Raw genomic sequence first — 24,537 nt, 5'->3', positions numbered from 1 at the left:
TCGGTCATGGGACGGGCTTCCCTGGGGGTCATGACGGGGTCAGCCAGCGGTCGCGCAGGCCCGCGAGGACCGCGATGGAGACGGCGAGCAGGACCAGGCTGAGGGCGATGGCCGCGGCGGGGTCGTTCTGGAGGGCGAGGTAGACCGCGAGCGGCATGGTCTGGGTGCGGCCCGGGAAGTTGCCGGCGAAGGTGATGGTCGCGCCGAACTCCCCGAGGGCGCGCGCCCAGGCGAGTACGGCACCGGCGGCGACGCCCGGCGCGATCAGCGGCAGGGTCACGCGTCGGAACGCGGTGAAGCGGGACGCGCCGAGAGTGGTGGCGGCCTCCTCGTAGCGGGGGTCGGCGGCGCGCAGGGTGCCCTCGACGCTGATGACGAGGAACGGCATCGCCACGAAGGTCTCCGCGAGGATCACGCCGGTGGTGGTGAACGGCAGGGTGACGCCGAACCAGGCGTCCAGCCACTGCCCGACGACGCCGTTGCGGCCGAGGGCGAGCAGCAGCGCCACACCGCCGACCACCGGCGGCAGCACCAGCGGCAGGGTCACCAGGGCCCGCACCAGGCGGCGGCCGGGGAAGTCGGTGCGGGCCAGCAGCCAGGCCAGCGGGACGCCGATGACCAGGCTCAGCGCGGTCGCCGAGGTGGCGCACACCAGCGACAGCCGCAGCGCCTGCCAGACCTCCTCGCTGGTCAGCTGGTCGGGCAGGGTCCGCCAGGGCGTCCGGACCAGCAGGGCGGCGAGGGGGAGCAGGAGGAAGGCCAGCCCGGCGAGGGCGGGGACGAGCAGCGGCAGCGGTACGGAACGGGTGCCACGGCGCCGTGTCCTACGGGTGGCCGGTGGGCTGGTCATGGGGCGAGGAAGCCGGCGTCCGTGAGGATCTTCCGGCCCTCGGCGGAGCGCACGAGGTCGATGAACGCCTGGCCGCCCTCCGCGTTGGGGGCGTCCTTCAGGCGGGCGATCGGGTAGTTGTTGACGGCCTGCGCGGACTCGGGGAAGGGGACGCCGGTCACCTTGCCGCCCGCGGCCCGGACGTCGGTGCGGTAGACGAGGGCGGCGTCGGCCTCCTTCAGCTCGACCTTGGTCAGGGCGCTCTTGACGTCCCGCTCGTAGGAGACCGGGGTGACGCTGACGCCGCCCGCTTCCAGGGACCGTTGGGCGGCGATGCCGCAGGGCACCGTCGCGTCGCACAGGACGACCTTCAGACCGGACTTGCCGAGGTCCTTCAGGGTGGTGATCTGGTCGGGGTTGCCGGGGAGGGTGGCGATCTCCAGCTGGTTGCGGACGAAGGTGGCGGGCGGCCCCACCGTGCCGTCCGCGTTGACCACGGTCTCCATCGTCCCGGGGCTGGCGGCGGCGAACACGTCGGCCGGGGCGCCGCTGGTGATGCTCGCGGCGAGGTTGTCGCTGCCGCCGAAGCCGAGCGTCACCTCCGTGCCGGGGTGCCGCTTCTCGAACTCCGCGGCCAGGGCCGTGAAGCTCTCCTTCAGGGAGGCGGCGGCGAGGACGGTGACGGTGCCGGAGACCTGCCCCGAGGTGGTGTAGGCGGGGGCGCTGTGGGCGTCGGAGCCGGACTGGGTGTCGACGGCCGGGGAGCAGGCGCCCAGGAGGAGCAGCGCGGCGCCGCCGATCCCGCCCGCCGTCAGGGCGCGGTGGCCACGGCGGGTGCGGCGTGCGGAACGTATGGTCACGAGGGCCCTCGCTCGGTGTCCGGGAAGGGCCCCGGCAGGCCCTCCAGTGCGTCGACTCTACGCCGATCATACGTCCGCAGATGCGGGCTGTTTATTCGTTGGAACATCGCATGAGCGAGGTAATGCCGGGATGTCGGTTCGCATGTGCGACTCAGCTGATCGTCAGGTGCGGTCGATGTGGACGTTGGTCGACTTCACCCGGGCGGTGGCCGCCATGCCGACCTCCAGGCCCAGTTCCTCGACCGCCTCGCGGGTCAGCAGGGACACCAGCCGGTGCGGGCCGGCCTGGATCTCGACCTGGGCGGCGACGTCGCCGAGCTTGACGGCGGTGACGATGCCGGGGAAGGCGTTGCGGGCCGAGGTGTACGGGGTCTCCTCGTCGGTGCCGTCGGCCCTGGCGATGTCGACGGAGAACGCGGCGAGGTCCCGTCCGTCGATGAGTCGCCGCCCGTTGTCGTCGCGGTGGGTGGGCACGCGGCCCGCGTCCGCCCAGCGGCGCGCGGTGTCCGGGCTGACCCCGAGCAGGCGCGCGGCCTGGCCGATTGTGTAGGACTGCATGGGCGTCACCCTAGGGCGGCGCGGCGCGTCTCACGCCACGGGGTGCGGCCGGCTACGGGGAGTGACCGGTGCCGGACGCGCGTCGGGGCCGGTTCGCGGTGACGTCCCGCGGGCCGGCCCCTTCGGATCCCCCGGGCGGGGTGTCGCCCCCCGCCCGGTCGTGCTCACGCCGCCGTGGCCACCCGGAGTGGACGGTGCGGGTCGATGATCCTGCCGTCCGGCAGCAGTTCACCGGTGTCCTCGAAGAGCAGGACGCCGTTGCACAGCAGGCTCCAGCCCTGTTCCGGGTGGTGCGCCACGAGGCGGGCGGACTCCCGGTCGGCGGAATCGGCTGACGGACACGGTGGCTGGTGCTGGCACATGGGTGGGTTCTCTCGGTGTGGTGTGAGGTGTGGAATGGACTCGTTCATAACCGCCCCCGTTGATAAGTCGGTCGGAACCCAGTGTTGCCTTCCGGGCGGCGATCCGCAGGGATTTCGGGGCACCGCTCCTCACAGGTTCAGGACGCGCCACCCACGCGGACGGTTCAGCCCAACTGCACGGTCACTTCGGGTGGTTCGCCGTGACCGGATGGGACTAGTCCATTCTGTGTCCGCCCCGTCCCGTGCGGCGCCGGACGGGACAGGGGCGTACCCCGCCGCCGCGTCTGGTGGGGGACGCGGCAGCGGGGTACGGGACGGTCAGGCCGGGGAGCCGAGCAGCGGGGTACGGGACGGTCAGGCCGGGGAGCCGAGCAGCGGGGTCGGGGTCGCCCGGTGGGTGAGGACCGGCAGCAGGTCGGCCACCCGGTGCGGCCGGTGGGCGGCGATGCCGGGCGGGGCCGGGGCGAGCGGCACCAGCAGGTCCGTGGCGGCCGGGTGGCCGGTGGCGCCGTCCGCGGTGTGGTCGCCGTGCAGCCAGAGCGTGAGCATGTACAGGCCGGGCAGGGACAGCAGCCGCGGCTGGTACGGCTGGGTCAGGCTCTCCGCCTGGCGCAGCGCGCGCTCGGTGGAGGTGACGTACGGGCCCTCGAAGAAGTGCGAGAAGGCCCAGCCGTCGGGGGTCAGCATGGTCTCCGCGGCGGCCAGGGCGCGGTCGCCGCCACGGATCAGGAAGCGCCAGCCCGCCAGCCGGGTGGCCGGGGTGCCCTTGGCGGAGATCCGGTCCAGTACGTGGACCGGCAGTGGCAGTTCGGGTGCGACGGGACCCTGGGCGGTGCGCAGGGAGGGGGTACGTGCCTCGCGGACGGCGGTGGGGGAACCGAGAGCCGTGAGGACGGTACGGAGTGCGGGCGCGGGAGCCTCGGGGACATGCAGCGGCATGGTGGGTCGCCTCTCAATCGACAGGCACGGTGGCGCGAGGGGGCGGGGGCGGACGGCGCTGTCAGCTCACCAGGTCAGGAAGGCAGGGCCCAGGTCGGGGGCGTGCGGGACGGGTGCGGTCTGCCGCGTCGCGGACCGACGGCCGGACTCCGCGACCGCGGGCACCAACCTTCTGCCTGTTCGCGGAGTTTATACGACACGTGTTCAGGCTGTGTTTCGGCTAGTCGTTTCCCGCGACCTGGGCAAGGGTTCATTCGGTCGGTGATACGCGGGATTCTTCCCGTTTCCGGGGTGCTCGCACCGCGCTGACCTCGGGATTCGTGGCCGCCGCGGTAGGCTAATTCTCATCGGCGTTTTTCACGAGATCTCGGGCCCCGGAAGTTTCACGGGGCAACTTGCCGGGTGAATGTGCCATCGGTCGTTCGGTCGTGCCGTCACCACAGTAGCGCGCGGCGAGGTCCGCCGCAGACGTTACCGATGGCTTCGGCTGGGCATCATCCACCCTGACCAGGACACCGTGCGAGGAGGGACGCTCCATGGGGGAGAAGGTCGTGGCGGGCGCGTTCGACCTGTCTGACCGCCAGCGCTACCGCGACAAGGTCCGGCAGTGCCTGGTGGGGCTGGGGCGCCTCCTGGAGGAGGGGCGGTTCGACCGGCCCAAGAACCTCATGGGGCTGGAGATCGAGCTGAATCTCGTCGGTACGGACGGGATGCCGAGAATGTTGAATGCGCAAGTCCTTGAGCGGATCGCCAGCCGGGACTTCCAAACAGAACTCGCCATGTTCAACCTAGAGGTCAACATAGCCCCCCACCGATTGGGCGGCCGGGTATTCGACCGGCTCGCGGAGGAACTCCGCACGTCCCTGGCATATGCCGACCGGAAAGCCGGGGAGGTGTCCGCCGGAATCGCGATGATCGGTATTCTGCCGACCCTGGACCGCGACGACCTGGTCTCCTCCAACCTCTCCGACGTCGACCGCTACGCCCTCCTCAACGACCAGATCGTCGCCGCCCGCGGTGAGGACTTCGCCCTCGACATCGCGGGCGTGGAGCACCTCACCTGCACCTCCAAGTCCATCGCCCCCGAGGCCGCCTGCACGTCCGTGCAGCTCCACCTCCAGGTCACGCCGGGGCGGTTCGCCGACGTGTGGAACGCGGCGCAGGTCGCGTCCGCCGCGCAGATCGCCGTGGGGGCGAACTCGCCGTTCCTCTTCGGCCGGGAGCTGTGGCGGGAGTCCAGGCCGCCGCTGTTCCAGCAGTCCACCGACACCCGGCCGCCCGAGTTGCAGGCCCAGGGGGTACGGCCGCGCACCTGGTTCGGCGAGCGGTGGATCTCCTCGGCGTACGACCTGTTCGAGGAGAACCTGCGCTACTTCCCGGCGCTGCTGCCGATCTGCGACGACGAGGACCCGCTCGCCGTCGTCGAGAAGGGCGGGGTGCCCTCGCTCGCCGAACTCGTCCTGCACAACGGCACCGTCTACCGCTGGAACCGGCCCGTGTACGGCATCGCCGACGGCGTCCCCCACCTGCGGGTGGAGAACCGCGTCCTGCCCGCCGGTCCCACCGTCACGGACGTCATCGCCAACGCGGCGTTCTACTACGGGCTGGTGCGCGCCCTCGCCGACGAGTCCCGGCCGGTGTGGACCCGGCTGCCCTTCGACGCGGCGGCGGCCAACTTCGACGCCGCCTGCCGGTACGGCGTCGAGGCCCGCTTCCAGTGGCCGCGCCCGGTGCGGTACGGCGGGACGACCGAGGTCGACGCGGTCCGGCTGGTGCGGGACGAACTGCTGCCGCTCGCCGAGGTCGGGCTGGACGCGTGGGGCGTGGAGCCCGCCGACCGGGACCTGTACCTGGGCGTGATCGACGAGCGCTGCCGGCGCCGGTTCAACGGGGCGTCCTGGCAGGTCGCCACCTTCCACCGGGCGCTGGAGTCCGGGCTCTCCCGGGACGTCGCCCTCGCGGCGACCACCCGGCGCTACTGCGAGCTGATGCACGTCGGCGACCCGGTGCACGCCTGGCCGGTGGGGCTCCCGGAGCCGGTGCCGCTGGGCTGACCCCCGTACCCGGCCGGTCCACCGGCCCCTGACGCCGCCCCCGGTGCTGCTGAGGCCGGAGTGACCGGCGAAGATGGGGGCCGGTGGTCGGCTGAGTGAAGGCGGGTGCGCGGGTGGTGGCGGCGTCGGGGGTTGCGGACGAGGGGCTCTCGCGGCGGCGGTTGCGGGACGAGACGCTCCTCGTGCTGGCGGTGTCGCTCGGGGCGAGCGGGGTGTCCGCGCTGATCAGCTTCGTCGGGTCGGTGACCCGGCCGGGCGGTCTGAAGGACCAGGCGGCCACGCTCAACGCCTCCGCGGCGCCCGGGCGGCCCTGGCTGGACCTCGCCTGGCAGCTCTTCGGCATCGCGACGGCGCTGGTGCCGGTGGCGCTCGTCGCGCACTTCCTCATCCGCGAGGGCCGCAGCCTGCGCGTCCTCGGCTTCGACCGCACCCGGCCCTGGCCCGACCTCGGCCGGGGCGCGGTGATCGCCGCCGTCATCGGCAGCAGCGGGATCGCCTTCTACCTCGCCGCCCGCGGCCTCGGCTTCAACCTCACCGTGGTGCCGGAGGCGCTGCCCGAGGTGTGGTGGAAGTACCCGGTGCTGATCCTCTCCGCGATCCAGAACGCCGTGGTCGAGGAGGTCATCGTCGTCGGCTACCTGCTGCGCAGGCTCGGGCAGCTGGGCTGGTCGCCGGGGGCGGCGCTGACGGGGAGTTCGGTGCTGCGCGGGTCGTACCACCTGTACCAGGGCGTCGGCGGGTTCGTCGGGAACATGGTGATGGGCGTGGTGTTCGTCCACCTGTACCGGCGCTGGGGGCGCGTGGGGCCGCTGGTGGTGGCGCACTCGCTGCTCGACATCGGGGCGTTCGTCGGGTACGGCCTGCTGGCCGGGAAGGTGGACTGGCTGCCGACCGCCTGAGCGGCGGCCGGGCTCTCGTCCGTCAGGCGTGCAGTTCGCCCTCGATGACCGTGACCGCGCGGCCCGTCAGGAGGGTGCGCTCGCCGCGCAGGGAGGTGCGGACGCGGCCGGAGCGCCGGGACGCCTGGAGACCGGTGAGGTCGGGGCGGCCGAGGCGCTCGGACCAGTAGGGGGCCAGGGCGGTGTGCGCGCTGCCGGTGACCGGGTCCTCGTCGATGCCGACGTTCGGGAAGAAGCACCGGGAGACGAAGTCGTAGCCGCGGGCCGGGTCCTCGGCGCGGGCGGTGGCGATGACGCCGCGGGTGGAGTAGGCGGCCAGCGCCTTGTGGTCCGGGCGCAGGGCGTGCACCGTCTTCTCGTCGGCCAGTTCCACGAGCAGGTCGCCGACGTGCGGGCCGGTGTCGTAGGCCGCGCGGGGCTCGGCGCCCAGGGCCGTGGCGACGCCGTCGGGGACGTCCACCGCCGTCAGCGGGGCGGTGGGGAAGTCCAGGGTGAGGGAGCCGTCCCCGGCGGGCGTCGCGAGGAGCACGCCGCTGCGGGTGGCGAACCGTACGGGGCCCTCGTGGGCGCCCGTGGAGTGCAGCACGTGGGCCGTGGCGAGGGTGGCGTGGCCGCACAGGTCGACCTCGGTGGCGGGCGTGAACCAGCGCAGCGCCCAGTCGGCCCCGCCGCCCTCGGGCAGCCGGTGCGCGAAGGCCGTCTCGGCGTGGTTCACCTCCAGCGCGACGTTCTGGAGCCAGCTGTCGTCCGGGAAGGCGTCCAGCAGCAGCACTCCCGCCGGGTTGCCGGAGAAGGGGCGCTCGGTGAAGGCGTCGACGATACGGATTCGCATGAGCCGACCGTAGACGGCGCGCACGGGCACGGGCCAAGGCCAATCCGCGGGTGCTGGACCGGTCAGCCGGGGGAGCTGCCCGCGCCGTACGGGGCGTACAGGTCGAGCAGGCGGGTGCGGGACGCGCGCAGGCGGTGGGCCAGGACGGCGCCCACCCACTGGCTGACCGTGTTGCCCATGGCGGGGTCGTCCTCGCACATGGCGCGCACCGCGGTGGCGTCGAACTCGTAGGCCCGCACCGGTGAGGTGGTGACGGCGCCCAGGTGCCAGACGTGCGGCGAGAACAGCCAGGACCAGCCGACGAGTTCGTTGTGGCCGAGGGACTCGATGACGGCGGCGCGGCGGCCGGGCACGTGCATGTCGAGTTCCACCGTGCCGGTGCGGATGATCCAGAACCGGTCCGCGCGCCCGCCCTCCTGGAACAGCCGGGTGCCCTCCGGGAAGGACACCTCACGGGCGACGCGCATCAGCCGCTGCCGGTGCTCGAGGGGCAGGGCGCGCAACATGCTCGGGGTCTGCGCGGTGTTCATGGGGTGCCTCCCGTGCGGTGAGGGGGTGGGGGAGGGTGCGGTCCACCGTTCTTCCAGGGTGGCCACGCGGCGCCCGCGCGAGCGTGGGCCGACCGGCCCCGGTACGGGCGCCACTGGACCCTCACCGGCCCGGCCCCGCCTCCTCGGGGGAGACCAGGCGGATGCCGGTGACCAGGTCGGGGCGGATGCGCACGGCGTGGTCCATGTCCAGGGCCGGGAGCGTCCAGGGCCGCAGCAGGGCCCGGTAGCGGGCCAGCTCGTCCGGGTCGGTCACCAGGTACGCGTAACCGGTGACCACCACGCTCCAGCCGAGGTGGGTGTCCGGGTCGATGACGTCGGCCTCGTAGGCGACGACGACGCCGTGGCCGCCCGCGCCGCGCGCGTGCGAGGTCAGCGCCGCGCCCTCGTGGGTGCGGATGACGATGTCACCGCCGTCCAGGACGTGGTTGACCGGACGGACGGTCGGCAGCGCCTGCCGGGTGAAGACGATCCTGCCCAGCGATACGCTGCCGAGCAGCCGCAGCGCCTCCGCGCTGTCGAGTTCGATGCTCTGGCGGGGCCCGGCGGCGACGGTCCGGGCGTTGTCGAAGGTCATGTGTGTGGTCTCCGGGAGATTGATCCGTCCATTCGACCGGCTCGCGCGCCCCGTCACCAGGGCCGAACGGCCCCGTCCCGCGGCGGTCGGCGCGACCAGGGACCATCGGCCCTGGCCCTTCGGGCACCGCACCAGGCAGGATGGGGACACAGGTGCGGCAGGTGGCCGTACCGGCGACCCAGACAGCGGAACCAGGAGCGCATCCATGGCGGACAGTGAGCAGAGTGGCCCCGGCACCCCCATCCGGGTCTTCCTGCTGGACGACCACGAGGTGGTACGCCGCGGAGTGCACGACCTGCTGGACGACGAACCGGACATCACCGTGGTCGGCGAGGCGGCCACCGCGGAGCAGGCCCTCGCCCGGGTCCCCGCGCTGCGCCCGCAGGTCGCCGTGCTCGACGTGCGGCTGCCCGACGGCGACGGGGTGAGCGTGTGCCGGGAGCTGCGCTCGCGGATGCCGGACCTGGCCTGTCTGATGCTGACCTCCTTCGACGACGAGGAGGCGCTGCTGGACTCGATCATGGCGGGCGCCGCCGGTTACGTCCTCAAGCAGATCCAGGGCTCGGACCTGGTCTCCGCCGTGCGCACGGTCGCCAAGGGGCAGTCCCTGCTCGACCCGAGCGCCGCGACCAAGCTGATGGCGCGGCTGCGTGGCGGCCAGGAGCAGGAGACCGAGGTGGACGTGCTGCCGGGGCTGACCGCCCGGGAGCGGGAGATCCTCGCCCTGATCGGGGAGGGGCTCACCAACCGGCAGATCGGGCAGCAGCTGTTCCTCGCGGAGAAGACGGTGAAGAACCACATCTCCCGGCTGCTGGCCAAGCTCGGTGTGGAGCGGCGCATCCAGGCGGCGGTGATCGCCACCCAGGCGCAGGACCGGCTGCGGCAGAGCGGCGGCGGCCACTGATCCGGGGGGCGCGACGACGTGCGTGTTCCCGCGCGTACGTGGTGACGACGTGCGTTGATCCCGGTGTCGGGAGGGTGCGTGGCCACCGCCCGTGAGGGTGCGTGGCCGCAGCTCGCGACGCCAAGTCCGACACCGGAGTAACCTCTCGCGCGTCGGCCCATTAACGTGTCCTCTGACCGGCACATCATCTTCCGGTGTGCCGCGCGATCTGGAGGAACACTGGTGGGAAGCTCCGACGAGTCCCCGGAGGCGCGGGTCCAGCGTCCGCAGCTCAGGCTGGACGAGCTGCTGGAGGAGCTACAGGCCCGTATCGACGCGGCCCGCGGTACCCGTGACCGGGTGCACAGCCTGCTGGAGGCGGTGCTCTCGGTCGGCCGTGAGCTGGACCTCGAACAGGCGCTGCGCCGCATCGTCGAGGCCGCCGCGGTGCTCGTCGACGCCGAGTACGCCGCCCTCGGCGTGATCGGCCCGGACGGAAAGCGGCTCTCCGACTTCCACACCGTCGGGATCAGCGACGAGCAGATCGCCCGGATCGGCCACTACCCGGAGGGCCACGGCATCCTCGGCGAGCTGATCCGCCACCCCGAGCCGCTGCGGCTGACGAAGCTCTCGGACCACCCCGCCTCGTACGGCTTCCCCGCCAATCACCCGCCGATGAACTCCTTCCTCGGCGTCCCCATCCGGGTGCGCGACCAGGTCTTCGGCAACCTGTACCTCACCGAGAAGCGCGGCGGGGCGCAGTTCGACGAGGAGGACGAGTCGGTGCTCGCCACGCTGGCCGTGGCGGCGGGCGTCGCGATCGACAACGCCCGGCTCTACGAGGAGTCCCGGCTGCGGGAGCGCTGGCTCCACGCCAACGCGGAGATCACCCACGGCCTGATGTCCGGCACCGAGCGCGCCGAGGTGCTGGGCCTGATCACCGGGCGGGCCGCCGAGATCACCGGCGCGGCGCTGGCCGTGTTCGCGGTGCCGATGGAGGACACCGGCACCCTCGCCGTGGAACTCGCCGTCGGCAAGGGCGCGGAGGGGCACCGGGGGCTGGTGCTGCCGGTGCGCGGCACGCTGATGGGCGAGGCGTTCGCCAGCGCCGCCCCGGTCACCAGCGGGGACGCCTCCAACGACGAGCGCATCACGGCCGGACCGCCGCGCTTCGCCGGGCTCGGCCCCGCCGTGGCCGTCCCCGTCGGCACCGGCGAGGGCGGGGTGGAGGGCGTGGTCCTGCTGGCGCGGGAGGCGGGCAGGCAGCCGTTCTCCGAGAAGGAGATCCAGCCGTTGCAGGGCTTCGCCGCGCAGGCCGCGATCGCCATGGAGCTGGCGGAGCGCCGCGAGGACGCCGAGGAGATCGCCGTGCTCAAGGACCGCGACCGGATCGCCCGGGACCTGCACGACCTGGCGATCCAGCGGCTGTTCGCCACCGGGATGACGCTGCAGAGCGCGGGCCGTTTCATCGAGCACACCGAGGCCGCCGAGCGCGTGGTGCGGGCGGTGGACGACCTGGACGAGACCATCAAGATCATCCGGTCCACGATCTTCGGACTGCGGACCCGGGACGGGGCCGCGGGCCCCGGGCTGCGCGCCCGCGTGGTGCGCGTCGTCGGCGAGGCGGCCCCGGTGCTCGGCTACGCGCCCAGCCTGCGCATGGAGGGCCTGGTCGACACCCATGTGCCGCGGGAGACCGCCGACCACGTCGTCGCCGTCCTCTCCGAGGCGCTCACCAACATCGCCCGGCACGCCCAGGCCGACCGGGCCGACGTCGCCCTGGAGACCGACGGCCGCGAGGTGCGCCTGACGGTCTCCGACAACGGGGTGGGCATCCCCGCCGAGGGCCGCCGCAGCGGTCTGCGCAACATGGCCGAACGGGCCCAGCAGCTCGGCGGCGACCTGGAGATGAGCAGCCCGCCCGGCGGTGGCACCACGCTGGTGTGGCGGGCACCGGTTACTTCACAGTAACTCCCTGTTGTCTGGGGTCCATCGGCCCCGGCCGGGGACCTGCGGCCCCTGCCGCGCGCCCTCGCCCTCTCCGATCCTGGAGTCACACACCAGGTCAGGGGAGGCGAACCATGGAACGCATCGTCGTCAGCGGCATCGACGGCTCGGCGGAGAGCCGCGCGGCGGCCGAGTGGGCGGCGCGCGAGGCGCGGCTGCGCGATCTGCCGCTGAAGGTCGTCCACGTCTGGGACCCGGTCCCCGACCCCATCGCGCAGGCCCCCCACCTGAGCGGCGGCACCCTGGAGCACTGGGCCGAGCGGATCCCCCGGGAGACGGTCGAGGGCCTGCGCCTGCGCCACCCCGGCCTGGAGGTGACGGCCGAGCAGCTGCCCGGCGGCGCCGCCGAGGTGCTGGCCCGCGTCGCGGGCGACTCCGAACTGCTCGTCCTCGGCTCCCGCGGCATGAGCGGCGTCGGCGGCTTCATGGTCGGCTCCGTGGGCCTGTCCGTGGTGGCGCACGCCGAGCGGCCGGTCGTCCTGGTCCGCGCCGGTGAGCAGGCCGCCGACGAGCACGAGCCGGACCCGGCGGGCATCCCGTCCGCCGCCACCCCCTACCGGCAGGTCGTCCTCGGCCTGGACACCACACGGCCCGACGAGTCACTGCTCGAGTTCGCCTTCGAGGCCGCCGCCGCCCGCGGCGCCGCCCTGCGCGTCGTGCACGGCTGGAGCCCGACGCCGTACGAGGTCTACAGCCTCGCCGCCAGCCCCGAGACGCAGCAGCTGCTCGCCGCGCAGCGGGCCGCCGCGCTCGCCGCCGCCCTGGAGCCGTGGCGGGCCAAGCACCCGCACGTCGAGGTCGTCGAGGAGGCCGTGGTCGGCGTGCCCGCCCACCACCTCGTCGACGCCTCCCGCACGGCCTCGCTGGTCGTCGTCGGCCGCCGGATCCGGCGCCGCTCCTTCGGCCCCCGCGTCGGCTCCGTGACCCACGCGGTCCTGCACCACTCCGCCGCGCCCGTCGCCGTCGTCCCGCACTCGTGAGCCACATCCCCCTGATCGACCGCACCACAGCAAGGGAGTCCCGTCATGAAGGCAGCCGTCGTCCGAGCGTTCGGTGAGCCCCTCGTCATCGAGGAGCGCCCCGACCCCGACCCCGAGCCCGGACCCGGCCAGGTCCTGGTCCGGGTCGAGGCGTCCGGACTCTGCCACACCGACATCCACGCCGCCCACGGCGACTGGCCGGTCAAGCCCAACCCGCCCTTCGTCCCCGGCCACGAGGGCGTCGGCCTCGTCGAGCGGCTCGGCGAGGGCGTGACGCACCTGTCGGTGGGCGAGCGGGTCGCCGTACCGTGGCTCGGCTGGGCCTGCGGGCGGTGCGAGCACTGCCGGACCGGCTGGGAGACGCTGTGCGAGCGGCAGATCAACACCGGTTACGGCTGCGACGGCGGCTACGCCGAGAAGATGCTCGCCTGGGCCGACTTCGCGCAGCCGGTGCCCGAGGGCGTCTCCGCCCTCGACGCCGCCCCGCTGACCTGCGCCGGGGTCACCACGTACAAGGCGCTGAAGGTCGCCGAGGTACAGCCGACGCAGCTCGTCGCCATCTCCGGGGTGGGCGGTCTCGGCCATCTCGCCCTCCAGTACGCCAAGATCGCCGGGGCCACGGTCGCCGCGATCGACGTCACCGACGAGAAGCTGGAACTCGCCACCGAACTCGGCGCCGACGTGGTGATCGACGCACGCAAGGACGACGTCGGGGCGGTGCTGAAGCAGCACGGCGGCGCGCACGCGGCCATCGCCCTCGCGGTCAACGACGCCGCCTTCGAAGCGGCGTACACCGGCCTGCGGCGCGGCGGCAAGCTCGTCATGGTGGCGCTGCCCGCGCACGGCACGGTCCGGGTGCCTATCTTCGACACCGTCCTGAACGGCACCTCCGTCATCGGCTCCATCGTCGGCACCCGGCAGGACCTCGCCGAGGTCTTCCAGCTGCACGCGGCCGGACGCACCCGGGTGGTCCGCGAGAGCCGTCCGCTCAGCGCGGTCAACGAGTCCATCGCGGAAGTGCTGCGCGGTGACGTCCGGGCCCGGATCGTCTTCGACCTGGGCGCCGGGGGGTGACGGCGGTGGACCTCCCGCTGGTGGTCGGCGTGGACGGCTCCGAGCCGAGCCTGCGGGCCGTGGACTGGGCGGCCGACGAGGCCGTCCGGCGCGGGTACGCGCTGCGGGCCGTGTACGCCTCCCTCTGGGAGCGCTACGAGGGTGCCGCCCCCGGGCACGGCACCACCGCGACGCGACCGCGCGGCGAGGAGGTCCTGGACGCCGCCCTGCGCCGGGCGGGCGCCCGGCAACCCGACCTGAAGGCCACCGCCGAGATCGTGCCCGAGGAGCCGGAGTACGTCCTCATCCGGGAGGCCCGTCAGGCCGCCGCCGTGGTCGTGGGCACTCGCGGCCACGGCGGCTTCGCGGGCGCGCTGCTCGGCTCGGTCAGCGTGACGGTGGCGGCGCACGCGCACTGCCCGGTGGTCGTGGTGCGCGGCGACACGGCGGCTCCCGCGGACGGCCGGGTCGTGGTCGGCGTCGGCGACGGCGCGGAGACCGCGGCGACCGTCCACTACGCCGTCGAGTCGGCCCGGGCCCGCGGGACCTCCGTCGAGGCGGTACGGGCCTGGCGGCGCCCTTCCCGGGAGCCGGGCGGCCACCCGCCGCTGCCCGGCGGGACCGCCGACCCGGCGCACGAGGAGCAGGCGGCGCGGCGGCTGGACGAGGCGCTGCGCGACGCCCCGCCGGACGTCGAGCTGCTGCGCCGCACCGTCGAGGGCCATGCCCGGCGGGCCCTGGTCGACGCCTCGTACGACGCCGAGCTGGTGGTCGTCGGGGCGCGGCGACGCGGCGGGCGGTTCGGGCTCCAGCTCGGCCGGGTGGCACACGCGGTGCTGCACCACGCGGCGTGCCCGGTGGCGGTCGTACCGCAGCGGGTGGCGTGACGGGCGGGGGCGCGTCCTTCGGACCGCGGGGAACCAGGGCGCGTCGGCCTGGTACCGGCCGGGGAGGGGCTGGTACCCATCCCCGGTGCGGGGAAGTGTCCCCGGCAAGCGCCCGACGACCGGCAAGCGCCCGACGACCCACGGAGTCGCCCCATGCCCACGGCAGACGACCAGGACAGCCGCCGTACCGCACGGACCCGAGCGGACGGCCACGACGGCCGCCGTACCGTACTGACCGACGAGGAACTGCACCGACTGGACGCCCACTGGCGGGCCGCCAACTACCTGGCCGCCGGACAGATCTACCTGCTCGCCAACCCGCTGCTGACCGAGCCGCTCCAGCCCGCCCACATCAAGCCGCGGCTGCTCGGCCACTGGGGCACCTCGCCCGGCCTGAACCTGGTGTACACCCACCTCAACCGGGTGATCCGGGCGCGTGACCTCGACGCGCTGTGCGTGTGGGGGCCCGGACACGGAGGGCCGGCGGTGGTGGCCAACTCCTGGCTGGAGGGCAGCTACGGCGAGACCTACCCGAACGTGTCGCGGGACGCCGAGGGCATGGCGCGGCTGTTCCGGCAGTTCTCCTTCCCCGGCGGCATCCCGAGCCACGTGGCTCCGGAGACACCGGGCTCCATCCACGAGGGCGGCGAACTCGGCTACGCGCTGGCGCACGCCTACGGCGCCGCGTTCGACCACCCGGACCTGCTGGTCGCCTGTGTCATCGGCGACGGCGAGGCGGAGACCGGCCCGCTCGCCGCCTCCTGGCACTCCAACAAGTTCCTCGACCCGGCGCACGACGGCGCCGTCCTGCCGATCCTCCACCTCAACGGCTACAAGATCGCCAACCCGACCGTCCTCGCCCGCCTCCCCGAGCCGGAACTCGACGCGCTGCTGCGCGGCTACGGCCACGAACCCCTCGTCGTCGCCGGGGACGACCCGGCCCAGGTGCACCGGGACCTGGCCGCCGCCCTCGACCGGGCGCTGGACCGCATCGCCGCGATCCAGCGCGCCGCGCGCGAGGAGGACGCCGCAGAGCGCCAGCCCTGGCCGATGATCGTGCTGCGCACCCCGAAGGGCTGGACCGGCCCCGCCGAGGTCGACGGCGACCCCGTGGAGGGCACCTGGCGGGCCCACCAGGTGCCGCTCGCCGGGGTCCGCGAGAACCCCGAGCACCTGCGGCAGCTGGAGGCCTGGCTGCGCTCCTACCGCCCCGAGGAGCTGTTCGACGCCGACGGCCGGCCCGTCCCCGACGTCCTGGCCTGTGTGCCGGACGGCACCCGCCGCCTCGGCGCCACCCCGTACGCCAACGGCGGGCTGCTCGTCCGCGACCTGCCGCTGCCGCCCCTGGACGACTTCGCCGTACCGGTCGACAAGCCCGGCGTCACGCTGCACGAGCCGACCCGCGTCCTCGGCGGCCTGCTGGAGCAGGTCATGCGGGACAGCGCCGCCCGCCGCGACTTCCGGCTGGTCGGCCCGGACGAGACCGCCTCCAACCGGCTCCAGGACGTCTACGGCGCCACGGGCAAGGCGTGGCAGGCCCGCGTCCTCCCGGTCGACGAGCACCTCGACCGGCACGGCAGGGTGATGGAGGTCCTCTCCGAGCACCTCTGCCAGGGCTGGCTGGAGGGCTACCTGCTGACCGGGCGCCACGGCCTGTTCTCGTGCTACGAGGCGTTCGTGCACATCGTCGACTCGATGGTCAACCAGCACGTCAAGTGGCTGAAGACCTCCCGCGAGCTGTCCTGGCGGGCCCCGGTCGCCTCCCTCAACTACCTGCTGACCAGCCACGTCTGGCGGCAGGACCACAACGGCTTCTCCCACCAGGACCCCGGCTTCGTCGACCACGTCCTCAACAAGAGCCCCCAGGTCGTACGGGTCTACCTGCCGCCGGACGCCAACACGCTGCTGTCCGTCGCCGACCACGTGCTGCGCAGCCGCGACTACGTCAACGTCGTCGTCGCCGGGAAGCAGCCCTGCTACGACTGGCTGACCATGGACCAGGCCCGCGCCCACTGCGCGCGCGGCGCCGGGGTCTGGGACTGGGCCGGGACCGAGAACGGCACCGAACCGGACGTCGTCCTGGCCTGCGCCGGTGACGTGCCCACCCAGGAGGTGCTGGCCGCCGCCCAGCTGCTGCGCCGGAACCTGCCCGCGCTGGCCGTGCGGGTCGTCAACGTCGTCGACATGACGACCCTGCTGCCGCGCGAGGAGCACCCGCACGGGATGACCGACTTCGAGTACGACGGCCTGTTCACCGCCGACAAGCCGGTGATCTTCGCCTACCACGGCTACCCGTGGCTGATCCACCGCCTCGCCTACCGCCGCACCGGCCACCCGCACCTGCACGTGCGCGGGTACAAGGAGTCCGGGACCACGACCACGCCGTTCGACATGGTCGTCCGCAACGACCTCGACCGCTACCGCCTGGTCATGGACGTCATCGACCGGGTCCCCGGCCTCGCCGTCCGCGCCGCCGCCGTACGCCAGCGGATGGCCGACGCCCGCACCCGCCACCACGCGTGGATCCGCGAGCACGGCACGGACCTGCCGGAGGTGGCGGAGTGGAGCTGGGGAGCGTGACGGGCGCTCCGGTCAGCGCGGGGCGGGGAGGCCGTCCCGGCCGACGGCCGCCCGGATCCGGTCCAGCCACTCGGTGCCCATCCGGCGCCCGTCGGGGAACTCGTCGTCGCGGTCCCAGCGCCAGGCGGTGATCATCGCCAGGACGAGGACGCGGCAGGCGTGGAGCAGGTCCTGGTCGGCGCCGGGGTAGTGCGCGCCGACCTCCTCCGGGGCATGGGCGAGGTCGAACTCGACGGGGCCGCGGCAGCACGTCTCCAGGTCGATGAAGAGCGGCCCGTGCTCCGTGGCGAGGACGTTGCCCGGGTGCGGCTCGCCGTGCAGCACCTGCTCGGCGCCGCCGCGCTCGCGGATCACCCGGCGCAGGCCGCGCAGGGTGCCGTCGAGCAGCTCCCGGTCGGCTGCGGTGAGCGCCGGGGTGCGGTCGTGGTCCGCGACGAGCCGCTGGGCCCGCTCGACGCGGTCCGTGAAGTGCGGCGCCGGGACGTCGAGTCCGCGCATCCCCGTGTGCAGTCGCCGCAACGCGTCGGCGTACTCGGCGGGCGGGACCCGCTGGTCCGCCAAGGGCGCGTAGTAGCTCCACAGCGTGACCACGAACCCGTCACGCGCGTGCACGCCCGGCGGCACGCGGGGCTCCAGGGCGGCCACGGGGCACCCGGCCGCGGCGAGCCGCTGGGCGAGCCCGACCTCGAACTCCGCGACCTGGTCCGCGGCGGGCGCCACCCGGGCCAGCACGTCACCGGGCAGCAGCCGCAGGGTGAGCTTGTTCGAGTCGTGGAGGACGACCGCGTCGTCCACCGGCAGGCCGAGGGACGAGGCGACCGAGGTGGCCGCGGCCACCGCTCGTGGCTTCTCCGCTGTCCGCATGGTGGGGCTGGGATCCTTCGTCTCTGGACGCTACGCGTGGGTCGGTTCGCCGGGGCGGCCCGGCACGACGCTGGCCCGGATCCCGGGCGCGCGGTGGGTGCGCAGCGCCAGCCCCGGCATGGCCGTCACGCCTATGCCCGCGGCGACCAGGGCCTGCTGGACGATGATCTCGTCGCTGGTGTAGGCGATGGCCGGCACGAACCCCGCCTTGCCGCAGGCGTCGAGGAACTCGCGGCGGCGGTTGTCGCACCCGGCGATCCAGGCGGAGCCGCAGGATGTCGAGCATCCGGCAAGGCTACTGATGATTCAGCCCCAAGATTGTCGTTAGACGAATGATTCGGCGCGCGGGACGCTGAGGGGAACGGGCCCGCTCCGCGGAGGAGGAGGCGGCCATGGCGGACCGAGTGGGAGCCGAACGTGAGGTCGCTCTACGACGGACGGCATGGTCCGGGTGGTGGTGCAGCCGACCCGGGTCAAACTGATCGACTTCGAGACCACGCTGCCGACCGCCGTCGAGGAACTCGCGCGGCGCCAGCGGGACCGTCAGACCGCCTGAACCCCGGAAGGAAGACCACCATGACCGACACCGACCAGCGAGGCCCCGGACGCGGATCGATCCGGCGGATGGACAACGTCGCCGTCGTCGTCGACGACCTCCCGGCCGCGAAGGCGTTCTTCACCGCGCTCGGACTGGAACTGGAGGGCGAGGCGACGGTCGAGGGCAGCGAGGTGGACCGCCTCGTCGGGCTCGAAGGGGTCCGCTCGGACATCGCGATGATGCGCACCCCGGACGGCCACGGACGGCTCGAACTGACCAGGTACCACACCCCGACGCCCCGCCAGTCCGACCCGCAGGCCCCGCCGAACACCCTGGGCGCCCACCGCGTCATGTTCGCCGTCGAGGACATCGACGACGTCCTCGACCGCGTCAAGCCCCATGGCGCCGAACTCCTCGGCGACCTGGTGCAGTACGAGAACGCCTACCGCCTCTGCTACCTCCGCGGCCCCGCGGGCATCATCGTCGCTCTGGCCGAACAGACGCGCTGACCGGTCTCCGGCGCCGTGCCCACTGAGGAGTTGCCGCGAGAAGGCCCCACGGCACCGCCACAAGGCCACGGCCGCCAGAGGCTGCCAGAGGCCAGGGCACGTATCGAGTCTTGATCTCAGCATGGCGCCCAGGTCCTCCTCGTTCAGTTCCGCGCCTCGAATCCCGCCAGGAGTGCCCGGGGATCGAAGGTCACCCGGATCCGGGTGACCTTCCCGTCCTCCACATGCATCCAGTTCGCTGTCGGCGTTGGCGGCGCGACGCTTGTGCACAGGTCGAACCAGGTGATCACTTCGCCGCCTTCCGCCACCCGCGCCTTCACGTCGATCTTCTCCAGCACCCGACCAAGCCCCTTCAGCCCGGCGAGCGCCTCCTCGACCCCCGACGCGGTTCCCAGGGCTCCGACGAAGTCGACGTTCTCGGCCAGCACCCCTCGCAAAGTATCGAAGTCACCCGCCTCCCAGGCGGTGAAGTAGGTCTCGGCAAGCTCCCGCGCAGTCCTCGTCGTCATGCCTCCATCCTTCAGTCACCGGTTACATCCGTCCAACAGATGGATCAGATGGCATCTATCATCATTGGGTATGGAGATGCGTCAGCTGCGCTACTTCGCCGCGATCGTGGACGAGGGCACGTTCACCGCTGCCGCCCATCGCCTGCACGTCAGCCAGTCCGGCATCAGCACCCAAGTAGCCAAGCTGGAGTCGGAGTTGGGGCAACGGCTGCTCGACCGCTCCGGCCGTCAAATCCGCCTCACCCCGGCCGGCGAGGCCGTTCTCCCCCTCGTGAAGAACGCCCTCGCCACTCTCGAGGCCATCAAGCACGCCGCCGCCGAGTTCGCCGATGCCGTCCGTGGCCGGGTCCGTCTCGGCATGATCACGGGCTGCTCGATCCCGGCCTTCCTCGACACCGTCGCCGACCTCGGCCACACCCACCCCGGCATCGAGGTCAGCCTTCACGAGGGCTCCTCCGACAACCTCCAGGCTCAGGTCCTTGCCAGCTCTCTCGACCTCGCCCTGATCGGCTACGCGAACGGCGTCGCCCCCGGCCTGGAGGAGAGCGTCGTCACCGACGAGCCCCTCACCGCGGCCGTCCCTGCCGGGCATCGCCTCGACCGGCCGGAACTTCGCCTCGATGACCTACGGGGCGAGAGGATCCTCTGCCTCTCCGCAGGCACCGGTATTCGCGCCGCCTACGAGGACTCCTGCCACAGGATCGGTCTCGGCCCACGCGTGGACATCGATGCCAGTTCTCCTGCCACCCTGCTCCGCCTCGCTGAGCGCGGCGCGGGCGTCGCCGTTCTCACCGCGTCCTCCATAGAGGGCGCCAGACTGCGGACCATCTCGCTCACCGACGCGACCACGCACGCTCGGCTCGGACTGATCGTTCGCCGAGGTCAGCACTCCCCAGCCGTGCGACTTCTGCGATCCAGACTCCTCGCTGCGCTGCAAGGTGGCCAGGAAGGCGGGTGACGCGGTCACGGCTGCGTCACCCGCAGCCGGTGCTGGACGCAGACTCACTGGGACGTATCACTACGGCGTGCGGATCTACTGAGACGACGTTGATTCGGTGCGACTTCGTCGAGAGCCGCGTCAGCTTCATGGGGACAGGTCACACATCCGCTCCGGTGAAGGCTTGTCGTGCGACAGGTGCCGATATATCGTTGAGGCGTCGCGATGGATCAACGATAGATGGAGTGAGTGCGATGGACCAGCACGGATTCGAGCGTGGACACGGCCCCCAGTCGCGGGGGCGCGGCGGCTTCGAGGGGCGTCGGGCGGCCTTCGGGCCCTTCGGTCCTGGTGGTCACGGGTTCGGGCCCGGGGGACCCGGATTCGGACCGGGGCCCTGGGGGCGGGGGCGTGGCGGGCCCAGGGGGAGGGCGCGGCGCGGTGACGTGCGGGCGTCGATCCTGGCCCTGTTGAAGGACCGGCCGATGCACGGCTACGAGATGATCCAGGAGATCGCCGAGCGGAGCGGTGGGGCGTGGAAGCCCAGTCCCGGTTCGGTGTACCCGACCCTCCAGTTGCTGGAGGACGAGGGTCTGATTGCCAGTATGACCGAGGGTGGCAAGAAGCTGTTCTCGCTCACCGAGGCGGGTCGGACCGCCGCCGAGGACGGTCCGGAGGCGCCCTGGGAGGAGGCCTCGCGTGGGGTCGACTGGGAGGCCCTCGGGGAGATCCGGCAGGCCGGGTTCGGTCTGATGGAGGCCTTCGGGCAGGTCTGGAAGACGGGCAGCAAGGAGCAGCGCGAGAAGGCGCTCGCCGTCATCAACGAGGCCCGCAAGAAGCTGTACCTCATCCTCGCCGACGAGGACTGAGTGGTGAGTGGGCGGTAGCGGCAGGGGCGTTCCGGGTGGGCCCGGGGTGCCCCTGCCGGGTCTGACAGGGGACCGACGCGGACAGTCGGCTCAGCGAGTCGTTCAGGGCCGCCGCCGCCGGGTCCCTCGGCCTGCCCGCCGTCAAGGAGACCACGGCGCCCGTGGGCTCGCCGTGGACCCGGACCGTCGTGGAGCCGTCGTCCGGGGTCAGGGTGGAGCGGGTGGCGACCGTGGCCGCCGTCAGGCCCTTGCCGCGGATGGCCAGCACCCGCGCGGGCTCCAGTTCCTCGACCGCCCGCTGTACCACGACCGTCCGCTCCATGTCGGCCGTCCGCTCCACCTCGGCCGTCCGCTCCACCTCGACCGTCCGCTCCGCCTCGGCCGGGGAGCCCATCAGTCTCAAGTTCTCCTCGAAGGTCGCGCCGGTCTCCAGCGCCTCGGGTCGCCCTGGGGGAGCTGGCGCGGTGGCGTTCCGGTCGGCGTAGAAGGACCAGTCCGTGAGCCCGGCCCAGATCTTCTCGGCGGGGGCGGTGACGCGTGCCTGTGGCGCGGCGCTGGCCTGAAAGTGGCCTGATCTCCTCCGTGAGGATGAGATACCGGCGGGGGATGTCCACTCTGTGTGGGACGCGAAGATGCGTCCTGCCGGGGATGACCTGATCTTCCGGGGCTGATGGGGTAGGGGCGTGCAACACCGGATCCCCCCTCAGGCCGCCCCTCAGCGGGGCGCCCACCGCGTGGACAACGATGCCAGTCTCAGCGCCGAGCTGGCCGCGGTGGTGACAGGCGCCCGTCGACGGGCCCAGCGGGACGGGGACCGGCACGTCGACTCCGCCCATCTGCTGCACTCGCTGCTGGAGCACGACCCCGAGGTGCGCGCCGTCTTCGGCGACGGGCCGCAGCTCGCGCGGCTGCTCGGCTACCTCGTCCAGCGCAGCATCGGCTACGGACTGCGCTGGCAGGCCAGCGTGGAGGACTCCGGCGCCCTGCCCCTCGTCACCGCGCTCCCCGAGGCCGTCGGATGCTCGCCACTCGCGGCCGAGGCGATGGAGCTGGCGTGCGCGCGTGCCGCGGGGCGGGGTGAGGCGCTCGCCCGCGGCGTCGACCTGCTGGCGGGGCTCCTCGTGGACCGGCGGTCCCGGGCCGCCGAGGTGCTCGGGCGGGCCGGGGTGGACGTGGGGCGGCTGCTCGCCGTCCTCTGAGGCATCCGCCCCCGGCCGACGCGCGTCCAGTCGGTGAGACAGGTGTCAACGGGGGTGACGCTCCTGTCGGTGCCTGCCATCATATGCCGGTGCGGACGACGAACAGCAGTCACGGCAGCCACGGGAAGGGGCTCGGCCTCGGGCTCGCGCTCGGGTCGGCGGTCGCCTTCGGCGGATCAGGGGTGGCGGCCAAGCCGCTGATCGAAGCGGGCCTCGACCCGCTGCACGTGGTGTGGCTGAGGGTCGCCGGTGCGGCCCTGGTGATGCTGCCGCTCGCCGTGCGGCACCGCGCGCTGCCGCGCCGAAGGCCCGCGCTGCTCGTCGGGTTCGGGCTGCTCGCCGTCGCCGGTGTGCAGGCCTGCTACTTCGCCGCGATCTCCCGGATCCCGGTCGGCGTCGCCCTGCTCGTCGAGTACCTGGCGCCCGCGCTGGTCCTCGGCTGGGTGCGGTTCGTGCAGCGACGGCCGGTGACCCGGGCCGCCGCCCTCGGAGTCGTCCTCGCGGTCGGAGGTCTGGCCTGCGTCGTCGAGGTGTGGGCGGGCCTCGGCTTCGACGCCCTGGGGCTGCTGCTCGCCCTCGGGGCGGCCTGCTGCCAGGTCGGCTACTTCGTCCTGTCCGACCAGGGCAGCGACTCCGGCGCCGACGCTCCCGACCCGCTGGGCGTCATCGCCTACGGACTGCTCGTCGGCGCCGCCGTGCTCGCCCTGGTGGCCCGGCCCTGGGGCATGGACTGGGCGGTGCTCGGCGGGACCGCCGACATGGACGGCACCAGCGTCCCGGCCGCCGCGCTGCTGGCCTGGATCGTGCTGATCGCCACGGTCGTCGCCTACGTCACCGGCGTGGTCGCCGTGCGCAGACTCTCCCCGCAGGTCGCCGGAGTGGTCGCCTGTCTGGAGGCGGTGATCGCGACCGTCCTGGCCTGGGTGCTGCTCGGCGAGCACCTCTCGGCGCCGCAGCTGGCGGGCGGCGCGGTGGTGCTGGTCGGTGCCTTCATCGCGCAGTCGTCGACGCCCGCGAGAGGCGCCCCGGAACCGGTGGCGGCGGGTGGCGGGGAAACGCGGTTGTCCACCAGCGAGAGGGCGGCCTAGGGTGTCGATCATGCATTCGGACGCACGCGTTCTCCCGCCTCCGGCCGCCTGAGGCGGGCGGTCCCCCACGGACAGCGCCCGGCGCCCCGGGAGCCGGTGACCGGTTCCTGACCCGCCGTCGGGGCCTGCCGTGCTGCCCGCAGACGAAGTCCGCGGACCCCCGCTCAGCGGCGGTCCCTTCCCGAACTTCCGCGCGACTCGCGCACTGCGGAGAGAACACGTGTCCACTGTTTCTTCCGGCCTGCCCGTCGGGCGTGGCCTGCTCTACCTGATCGTCGCCGGTGCCGCCTGGGGCACCGCGGGCGCCGCCGCCGCGCTGGTCTACCGGACCAGCGACATGGGCTCCGTCGCCCTGTCCTTCTGGCGCTGCGCGGCCGGGCTGGCGCTGCTGGTCGCCGCCCGGCTGCTGACCCCGCGCCCGAGGGGCGCCCGCACCCTCGCCGCCCCCGAGGCGGGCCGCCGTACGGCGCTGCGGATCGGCGCCACGGGGCTCGGCCTCGCCGTGTTCCAGACGGCCTACTTCGCCGCCGTGTCGGCCACCGGGCTGGCCGTGGCGACCGTCGTCACGCTCGGCGCCGGGCCCGTGCTGATCGCGCTCGGGGCGCGGCTGACCCTGGGGGAGCGGCTCGGCCGCGCCGGGGCCGCCGCCGTGCTCGGGGCGCTGGCCGGGCTCGGGGTGCTGGTCGCCGGGGACGGGGCCGCGACCGTACGGCCGTCGGGCGTGCTGCTCGCGCTGGTGTCGGCCGCCGGGTACAGCGCGATGACGCTGCTCACCCGCTGGTGGGGCCGCGACGGCGGAACGGACGCCGCCCACACGACCGTCTGGGCGTTCGCGGTGACGAGCGCGTGCCTGCTGCCGTTCGCGCTGGCGGAGGGGATCGTGCCGCAGACCGCCGACCCGGTACGGCTGCTGTGGCTGGTGGGGTACATCGCGGCCGTGCCCACCGCGCTCGCGTACGCGCTGTACTTCGCCGGGGCGGCCGTCGTACGGTCCGCGACCGTGTCCGTGATCATGCTCCTGGAGCCGGTGAGCGCGGCGGTCCTGGCCGTCGGACTGCTCGGCGAACGGCTCACCCCGGCCACCCTGACGGGCACCCTGCTGCTGCTCGGCTCGGTGGCGGGGCTCGCGGTGGCGGAGTCGCGCGGGACGCGGGAGGCCGGGGAGAGGTGACAGCG

Annotated in this window: 25 protein-coding genes and 1 pseudogene; 14 read left to right on the top strand and 12 right to left on the bottom strand. The window is 73.3% G+C overall.

The window, feature by feature from the left end; genetic code table 11:
- Positions 1 to 28: 28 nt before the first annotated feature.
- From ABZ659_RS27680 to ABZ659_RS27660, 5 genes are all read right to left on the bottom strand, one after another.
- Positions 29 to 850, bottom strand: a complete 822-nt coding sequence (locus ABZ659_RS27680; protein ID WP_360225048.1) for an ABC transporter permease — start codon at positions 848 to 850, stop codon at positions 29 to 31.
- Complete coding sequence (gene modA, locus ABZ659_RS27675; RefSeq protein WP_360225046.1) at positions 847 to 1,689, bottom strand: molybdate ABC transporter substrate-binding protein; 843 nt, start codon at positions 1,687 to 1,689, stop codon at positions 847 to 849. Before modA ends, ABZ659_RS27680 begins: the two co-directional genes overlap by 4 nt.
- A 162-nt stretch (positions 1,690 to 1,851) precedes the next feature.
- Entirely contained in the window at positions 1,852 to 2,247 is a 396-nt protein-coding gene (locus ABZ659_RS27670) for a helix-turn-helix transcriptional regulator (protein ID WP_360225044.1), read from the bottom strand.
- A 164-nt stretch (positions 2,248 to 2,411) separates the two neighbouring features.
- On the bottom strand, positions 2,412 to 2,609 hold the full coding sequence (locus tag ABZ659_RS27665) for a DUF5999 family protein (protein ID WP_360225042.1): 198 nt from the start codon (positions 2,607 to 2,609) through the stop codon (positions 2,412 to 2,414).
- Positions 2,610 to 2,963: 354 nt separating this feature from the next.
- On the bottom strand, positions 2,964 to 3,548 hold the full coding sequence (locus ABZ659_RS27660) for a hypothetical protein (protein WP_360225040.1): 585 nt from the start codon (positions 3,546 to 3,548) through the stop codon (positions 2,964 to 2,966).
- A 536-nt stretch (positions 3,549 to 4,084) separates the two neighbouring features.
- On the opposite strand from ABZ659_RS27660, the gene ABZ659_RS27655 reads away from it, so the two are divergent.
- Positions 4,085 to 5,602: a glutamate--cysteine ligase gene (locus ABZ659_RS27655; RefSeq protein WP_360225038.1), complete on the top strand. Its 1,518-nt coding sequence runs from the start codon at positions 4,085 to 4,087 to the stop codon at positions 5,600 to 5,602.
- A gap of 95 nt (positions 5,603 to 5,697) precedes the next feature.
- A complete protein-coding gene (locus ABZ659_RS27650; protein WP_360225036.1) occupies positions 5,698 to 6,501 on the top strand; it encodes a type II CAAX endopeptidase family protein in 804 nt (267 codons plus the stop codon).
- A gap of 22 nt (positions 6,502 to 6,523) precedes the next feature.
- Here the strand turns inward: ABZ659_RS27650 and ABZ659_RS27645 are convergent, their stop codons facing one another.
- The 3 genes from ABZ659_RS27645 to ABZ659_RS27635 form a co-directional block, all read right to left on the bottom strand.
- The gene (locus ABZ659_RS27645; protein WP_360225034.1) at positions 6,524 to 7,333 is read right to left on the bottom strand and encodes a PhzF family phenazine biosynthesis protein; all 810 of its coding nucleotides are present in this window, start codon (positions 7,331 to 7,333) and stop codon (positions 6,524 to 6,526) included.
- 62 nt (positions 7,334 to 7,395) lie between these two features.
- Positions 7,396 to 7,863: a cyclic nucleotide-binding domain-containing protein gene (locus ABZ659_RS27640; RefSeq protein ID WP_360225032.1), complete on the bottom strand. Its 468-nt coding sequence runs from the start codon at positions 7,861 to 7,863 to the stop codon at positions 7,396 to 7,398.
- 121 nt (positions 7,864 to 7,984) lie between these two features.
- Complete coding sequence (locus tag ABZ659_RS27635) at positions 7,985 to 8,458, bottom strand: pyridoxamine 5'-phosphate oxidase family protein (protein ID WP_360225030.1); 474 nt, start codon at positions 8,456 to 8,458, stop codon at positions 7,985 to 7,987.
- Positions 8,459 to 8,663: 205 nt separating this feature from the next.
- On the opposite strand from ABZ659_RS27635, the gene ABZ659_RS27630 reads away from it, so the two are divergent.
- The 6 genes from ABZ659_RS27630 to ABZ659_RS27605 all read left to right on the top strand — a co-directional run bounded on the left by ABZ659_RS27630 (position 8,664) and on the right by ABZ659_RS27605 (position 16,848).
- Complete coding sequence (locus tag ABZ659_RS27630) at positions 8,664 to 9,362, top strand: response regulator transcription factor (protein ID WP_360225028.1); 699 nt, start codon at positions 8,664 to 8,666, stop codon at positions 9,360 to 9,362.
- A gap of 222 nt (positions 9,363 to 9,584) precedes the next feature.
- The gene (locus tag ABZ659_RS27625; protein WP_360225026.1) at positions 9,585 to 11,312 is read left to right on the top strand and encodes a GAF domain-containing sensor histidine kinase; all 1,728 of its coding nucleotides are present in this window, start codon (positions 9,585 to 9,587) and stop codon (positions 11,310 to 11,312) included.
- A 110-nt stretch (positions 11,313 to 11,422) separates the two neighbouring features.
- On the top strand, positions 11,423 to 12,328 hold the full coding sequence (locus ABZ659_RS27620; protein WP_360225024.1) for a universal stress protein: 906 nt from the start codon (positions 11,423 to 11,425) through the stop codon (positions 12,326 to 12,328).
- A gap of 45 nt (positions 12,329 to 12,373) precedes the next feature.
- Positions 12,374 to 13,402 (top strand): zinc-dependent alcohol dehydrogenase, encoded by a 1,029-nt coding sequence (locus ABZ659_RS27615; RefSeq protein ID WP_360225022.1) that lies wholly within the window; start codon positions 12,374 to 12,376, stop codon positions 13,400 to 13,402.
- Between the two features lie 5 nt (positions 13,403 to 13,407).
- On the top strand, positions 13,408 to 14,268 hold the full coding sequence (locus ABZ659_RS27610; RefSeq protein ID WP_360225020.1) for a universal stress protein: 861 nt from the start codon (positions 13,408 to 13,410) through the stop codon (positions 14,266 to 14,268).
- A 153-nt stretch (positions 14,269 to 14,421) separates the two neighbouring features.
- Positions 14,422 to 16,848 carry a phosphoketolase family protein gene (locus tag ABZ659_RS27605; protein ID WP_360225018.1) on the top strand — a complete coding sequence of 809 codons (2,427 nt, stop codon included), beginning with the start codon at positions 14,422 to 14,424 and terminating at the stop codon, positions 16,846 to 16,848.
- Between the two features lie 12 nt (positions 16,849 to 16,860).
- On the opposite strand, the gene ABZ659_RS27600 is transcribed toward ABZ659_RS27605, so the two are convergent.
- Both ABZ659_RS27600 and ABZ659_RS27595 read right to left on the bottom strand, forming a co-directional pair.
- Entirely contained in the window at positions 16,861 to 17,712 is an 852-nt protein-coding gene (locus ABZ659_RS27600; protein WP_360225016.1) for an aminoglycoside phosphotransferase family protein, read from the bottom strand.
- 30 nt (positions 17,713 to 17,742) lie between these two features.
- Positions 17,743 to 17,970 (bottom strand): LysR substrate-binding domain-containing protein, encoded by a 228-nt coding sequence (locus ABZ659_RS27595; protein ID WP_360225084.1) that lies wholly within the window; start codon positions 17,968 to 17,970, stop codon positions 17,743 to 17,745.
- Positions 17,971 to 18,336: 366 nt separating this feature from the next.
- Here ABZ659_RS27595 and ABZ659_RS27590 point away from each other — a divergent pair, with 366 nt between their 5' ends.
- Positions 18,337 to 18,759: a VOC family protein gene (locus ABZ659_RS27590; protein WP_360225082.1), complete on the top strand. Its 423-nt coding sequence runs from the start codon at positions 18,337 to 18,339 to the stop codon at positions 18,757 to 18,759.
- 143 nt (positions 18,760 to 18,902) lie between these two features.
- Here the strand turns inward: ABZ659_RS27590 and ABZ659_RS27585 are convergent, their stop codons facing one another.
- Entirely contained in the window at positions 18,903 to 19,268 is a 366-nt protein-coding gene (locus tag ABZ659_RS27585) for a nuclear transport factor 2 family protein (protein ID WP_360225014.1), read from the bottom strand.
- 70 nt (positions 19,269 to 19,338) lie between these two features.
- Here ABZ659_RS27585 and ABZ659_RS27580 point away from each other — a divergent pair, with 70 nt between their 5' ends.
- Both ABZ659_RS27580 and ABZ659_RS27575 read left to right on the top strand, forming a co-directional pair.
- Complete coding sequence (locus ABZ659_RS27580) at positions 19,339 to 20,226, top strand: LysR family transcriptional regulator (protein WP_360225012.1); 888 nt, start codon at positions 19,339 to 19,341, stop codon at positions 20,224 to 20,226.
- Positions 20,227 to 20,459: 233 nt separating this feature from the next.
- On the top strand, positions 20,460 to 21,074 hold the full coding sequence (locus tag ABZ659_RS27575) for a PadR family transcriptional regulator (RefSeq protein ID WP_360225010.1): 615 nt from the start codon (positions 20,460 to 20,462) through the stop codon (positions 21,072 to 21,074).
- A gap of 79 nt (positions 21,075 to 21,153) precedes the next feature.
- Here ABZ659_RS27575 and ABZ659_RS27570 read toward each other — a convergent pair.
- Positions 21,154 to 21,669 (bottom strand): annotated as a pseudogene (locus tag ABZ659_RS27570) (hypothetical protein); the annotation flags it as partial.
- An 88-nt stretch (positions 21,670 to 21,757) separates the two neighbouring features.
- Between ABZ659_RS27570 and ABZ659_RS27565 the strand changes: the two are divergent.
- The 3 genes from ABZ659_RS27565 to ABZ659_RS27555 all read left to right on the top strand — a co-directional run bounded on the left by ABZ659_RS27565 (position 21,758) and on the right by ABZ659_RS27555 (position 24,532).
- Positions 21,758 to 22,273, top strand: a complete 516-nt coding sequence (locus ABZ659_RS27565) for a Clp protease N-terminal domain-containing protein (RefSeq protein WP_360225008.1) — start codon at positions 21,758 to 21,760, stop codon at positions 22,271 to 22,273.
- An 83-nt stretch (positions 22,274 to 22,356) separates the two neighbouring features.
- Positions 22,357 to 23,361, top strand: a complete 1,005-nt coding sequence (locus ABZ659_RS27560) for an EamA family transporter (RefSeq protein ID WP_360225006.1) — start codon at positions 22,357 to 22,359, stop codon at positions 23,359 to 23,361.
- A 220-nt stretch (positions 23,362 to 23,581) separates the two neighbouring features.
- Positions 23,582 to 24,532, top strand: coding sequence for an EamA family transporter (locus tag ABZ659_RS27555; RefSeq protein WP_360225004.1), 951 nt, complete (start codon positions 23,582 to 23,584; stop codon positions 24,530 to 24,532).
- The last annotated feature ends 5 nt before the right edge of the window (positions 24,533 to 24,537 follow it).

The organism is Streptomyces sp. NPDC006997, from assembly GCF_040635175.1.
In the GTDB taxonomy this organism is placed as follows: Bacteria; Actinomycetota; Actinomycetes; order Streptomycetales; family Streptomycetaceae; genus Streptomyces.
Note: the sequence above shows the minus strand (reverse complement) of the source record. Positions and strands in the feature narration are given on the sequence as shown.

What these genes read in the sequence shown, in the direction of transcription:
- ABZ659_RS27680 (WP_360225048.1), bottom strand. Translation starts at nt 850, where the DNA reads ATGACCAGCCCACCGGCCACCCGTAGGACACGGCGCCGTGGCACCCGT.
- ABZ659_RS27605 (WP_360225018.1), top strand. Translation starts at nt 14,422, where the DNA reads ATGCCCACGGCAGACGACCAGGACAGCCGCCGTACCGCACGGACCCGA.
- ABZ659_RS27640 (WP_360225032.1), bottom strand. Translation starts at nt 7,863, where the DNA reads ATGAACACCGCGCAGACCCCGAGCATGTTGCGCGCCCTGCCCCTCGAG.
- ABZ659_RS27620 (WP_360225024.1), top strand. Translation starts at nt 11,423, where the DNA reads ATGGAACGCATCGTCGTCAGCGGCATCGACGGCTCGGCGGAGAGCCGC.
- ABZ659_RS27600 (WP_360225016.1), bottom strand. Translation starts at nt 17,712, where the DNA reads ATGCGGACAGCGGAGAAGCCACGAGCGGTGGCCGCGGCCACCTCGGTC.
- ABZ659_RS27655 (WP_360225038.1), top strand. Translation starts at nt 4,085, where the DNA reads ATGGGGGAGAAGGTCGTGGCGGGCGCGTTCGACCTGTCTGACCGCCAG.
- ABZ659_RS27660 (WP_360225040.1), bottom strand. Translation starts at nt 3,548, where the DNA reads ATGCCGCTGCATGTCCCCGAGGCTCCCGCGCCCGCACTCCGTACCGTC.
- ABZ659_RS27585 (WP_360225014.1), bottom strand. Translation starts at nt 19,268, where the DNA reads ATGACGACGAGGACTGCGCGGGAGCTTGCCGAGACCTACTTCACCGCC.
- ABZ659_RS27645 (WP_360225034.1), bottom strand. Translation starts at nt 7,333, where the DNA reads ATGCGAATCCGTATCGTCGACGCCTTCACCGAGCGCCCCTTCTCCGGC.
- ABZ659_RS27665 (WP_360225042.1), bottom strand. Translation starts at nt 2,609, where the DNA reads ATGTGCCAGCACCAGCCACCGTGTCCGTCAGCCGATTCCGCCGACCGG.
- ABZ659_RS27630 (WP_360225028.1), top strand. Translation starts at nt 8,664, where the DNA reads ATGGCGGACAGTGAGCAGAGTGGCCCCGGCACCCCCATCCGGGTCTTC.
- ABZ659_RS27635 (WP_360225030.1), bottom strand. Translation starts at nt 8,458, where the DNA reads ATGACCTTCGACAACGCCCGGACCGTCGCCGCCGGGCCCCGCCAGAGC.
- ABZ659_RS27580 (WP_360225012.1), top strand. Translation starts at nt 19,339, where the DNA reads ATGGAGATGCGTCAGCTGCGCTACTTCGCCGCGATCGTGGACGAGGGC.
- ABZ659_RS27615 (WP_360225022.1), top strand. Translation starts at nt 12,374, where the DNA reads ATGAAGGCAGCCGTCGTCCGAGCGTTCGGTGAGCCCCTCGTCATCGAG.
- ABZ659_RS27560 (WP_360225006.1), top strand. Translation starts at nt 22,357, where the DNA reads ATGCCGGTGCGGACGACGAACAGCAGTCACGGCAGCCACGGGAAGGGG.
- ABZ659_RS27590 (WP_360225082.1), top strand. Translation starts at nt 18,337, where the DNA reads ATGGACAACGTCGCCGTCGTCGTCGACGACCTCCCGGCCGCGAAGGCG.
- ABZ659_RS27670 (WP_360225044.1), bottom strand. Translation starts at nt 2,247, where the DNA reads ATGCAGTCCTACACAATCGGCCAGGCCGCGCGCCTGCTCGGGGTCAGC.
- ABZ659_RS27575 (WP_360225010.1), top strand. Translation starts at nt 20,460, where the DNA reads ATGGACCAGCACGGATTCGAGCGTGGACACGGCCCCCAGTCGCGGGGG.